The 2920-nt window shown below is 49.2% G+C and carries 2 protein-coding genes; one reads left to right on the top strand and one right to left on the bottom strand.

The genetic code is table 11. The annotated features are described in order from the left end of the window. Positions 1-944 (top strand): carboxylesterase family protein (locus tag GRP75_RS23275; RefSeq protein ID WP_160790492.1); only part of this gene is annotated, 944 nt, incomplete at its 5' end. A 145-nt stretch (positions 945-1089) separates the two neighbouring features. Here GRP75_RS23275 and GRP75_RS23270 read toward each other — a convergent pair. Continuing rightward, positions 1090-2920, bottom strand: a 1831-nt coding sequence (locus tag GRP75_RS23270) for a methyl-accepting chemotaxis protein (RefSeq protein ID WP_160790491.1), incomplete at its 5' end; no start/stop codon positions are given.

Below are 2920 nucleotides of genomic sequence, written 5' to 3'. Positions count from 1 at the left end.
CCTTTGGCGGTAACTCGGACGAAGTAACGGTGTTCGGTGAATCGGCAGGGGCGATGAGTATTGCCGCTTTATTGGCGATGCCAGCAGCTGAGGGACTGTTCCAGCGTGCGATTTTGCAGAGTGGTGCGTCGCAGGTATTGTCAACTTCACAGGCTGAACAAGTGACGGCTGTGTATCTGCAGCAGCTGGGTGTGGACACTCAGCATCCAGAACGGTTGTTTACACTGCCGACAGATGCGCTGATGCTAGCTATGGCGAAGACGCATGAAGTCATCGGACCAGGAATGGCGATGATCTATCAACCCGTTGTGGACGGTGTGACCTTGCCAGATGTACCGCTGTCTGCAATCGCGCAAGGTTCAGCAAAGCAGGTATCCGTTTTGATTGGAACGAACTTGCATGAGGGGGCCTATTTCATCCGAAAAGAATCCCATCTAATGAACAAGTCAACAGCGAGTCAGGCATTGGAGATGATGACGGGCATGTCAGACATCGGCGACCTGATAGAACCATTTCCGGTTACGATTGAGGGACAGGCACAAATGTTGACTGATCTATTTTTTTGGCGTCCTGCATTGGCTCTTGCTGTTGCGCAGTCGGCGCATACGCCTGTATGGATGTATCGTTTTGATTGGACATTGCCGGGGCATCCTACCTTTGGACAAGCGGTTCACGGTGCCGAAATTGCGTTTGTTTTCGATAATCTGGAGTTGCTAGGTAAGCTTGGATTAGAGATTCAACCGTCGATGCAAAAGCTGGCTCAAGCTATGCAGCAGGCATGGGTTGCTTTTGCACGTGATGGGAAGCCTGTGCTGTCTGAGGGGGCTTGGCCGATGTACGACAGGGAAGAGCGGACTACAGCTATTTTCCATCAGGATATTAAGGTAGAGCAAGACCCCGAAGGAGATAGACGCCGTCAATTAACCGGTCAGATGACCCTATAAGTAGACAAGAGAGAGAGCATCCTAAGAACTCTAATGTAAAAAGCCTTCGCCCGTAATTTGTATACGGACGAAGGCTTTTGTTAGTCATAAGATGTATTGCTGTTCATTCTTACTTGCATGAAATTGCAACGATGCAATGTGTAAGTTAAATCTTAAATCGCTTAACAAGCTGTTGCAAATCCTGCGCCATGTTGGACAACTCCTGAGACGAAGATGCGATTTCCTCCATGGCCGCCATTTGCTCCTGAGCGGCAGCAGATGTTGTCTGTGAACTGTCCGCTGAATTGCGAGACAGACTTGCCAAATGGGTGACAGTAGCGGAAACTTCCTCTGTACTGGCTGAGATTTGTTCAGCCGCAGCGGACACGCTTTGAATTTGTTCCACGATATGAGATGTAGAGCGTTCAATATTCGTAAATGCACCTTCTGCATCTTGGCTAATACGTAATCCTTCACCTACCTGGTTACGAACATTACCGTTCATGGTAGCGGTGGAGCGTTGAATCAAATCGAGCATCTGAGTAATGATCTGACTGATGGAATCCGCGCTTTCCTTGGATTGCTCAGACAGCTTGCGTACCTCTATAGCGACTACGGCAAATCCACGCCCGGCTTCGCCTGCTCTGGAAGCTTCAATAGACGCGTTCAGAGACAACAAATTGGTTTGCTTGGCAATGGCGGCAATAGCTGTATTCATCTGCTTCGCATCGTCTGAGAGCTGGGATAGCTCATCCATCAGGCTAGCTGTTTGGCTTACAGCTTCCAGAATACGGTCCATTTGTGTCCGCACATGGCTGATCATTTGACTGCCTTGAGCCACATCATGCTCGGTTTGTCCTGCTGAATCCACGATGGAGCTTGCCGATTCGGCAATGGTGCTGACACCCTTCGCCATTTCTTCAACGGCATTAGCGGTTTGCTCGGATGCCTCGGCGCTGGTGGCTGCATTTTCTGCGGATTCCATAACCGTTTCCGCTACGTGTTGTACGGACTCCGTCGTTTGCTCTGTGCTTTCCTTGATCATCAGAGAAGAGGAAGCAAGTCGGGAGGACGTTTGATTGACCTCGGAAACCATCGTATGCAAGGAATGCGTCATCTGGTCAAAATTCTGTGCCAGTTCGCCGAACTCATCCTTGCTGGATAGATTAACACGTTCGGTCAGATTTCCGTCACGGACGATGCGTGTTCCTGCTTGCAGCTTGCGCAGCGGAATTAAGAACGAGCGGACCATAAGCACAATGATGATTGCAGCGGCAAGTATGGAAATGACAATCACAATCAGGCTTTGCTTCAGAATCGGTTGGGCTGCATCACTGTAATCCTCCAGATCCGACAGTGCGATAATGTTCCAACCGGTGAGAGGGTCCTTAAGTGTAAAGGCCAGCATATCTCGATTCATAAATTGAATTTGCGACATGGAAGGAGTATCATTTTCGACGGTTGTCGCCACTTCGGGAAGTCCCTCTATGGCGTCAGCAGGTTTTTTGCCTGCCTTGTTAAAGGCTGTTCCAGTCCCAGATACAACTTTATGTTCAGAATCAACAATAATGAGTCCTCCGCGTTCACCAATCTTAACAGACTGCAGACTTTCACCCATCTTGTCCAGATTCAAAGCCAATGAAACAGCTCCTTCACCGTCCTCCAGCGTTCCCGATATATTAACGACTAAATTCCCTGTCGTGACGCTGGCAACTGGAACACCGACGAATACCTTGCCCTTTTCCAGCATTGCATTTTTGTACCATTTTCTCTCCCGGGGGTCATAATCGTCCTCCTGTTTTTTCGGCGAACGTATGTATTGCCCTTTCGCATTGCCGAGAAGCGCGGCATCTAGCTCGGGATGAGCCTTGACGATGACATCCAACTTTTTCTGAAGGGCCTCTTGGTTGGTACCAATGGAATCAGATTTGATTTCAGTGGTAAGCACGTCCAGGTCTTTCATAATGGGCGCTACATACTGATTGACATTGCTTCGG

This window comes from Paenibacillus sp. OT2-17, assembly GCF_009827695.1.
In the GTDB taxonomy this organism is placed as follows: Bacteria; Bacillota; Bacilli; order Paenibacillales; family Paenibacillaceae; genus Paenibacillus; species Paenibacillus polymyxa_B.
The sequence above is the reverse complement of the archived record's forward strand: the minus strand, read 5'-3'. Positions and strand labels throughout refer to the sequence as shown.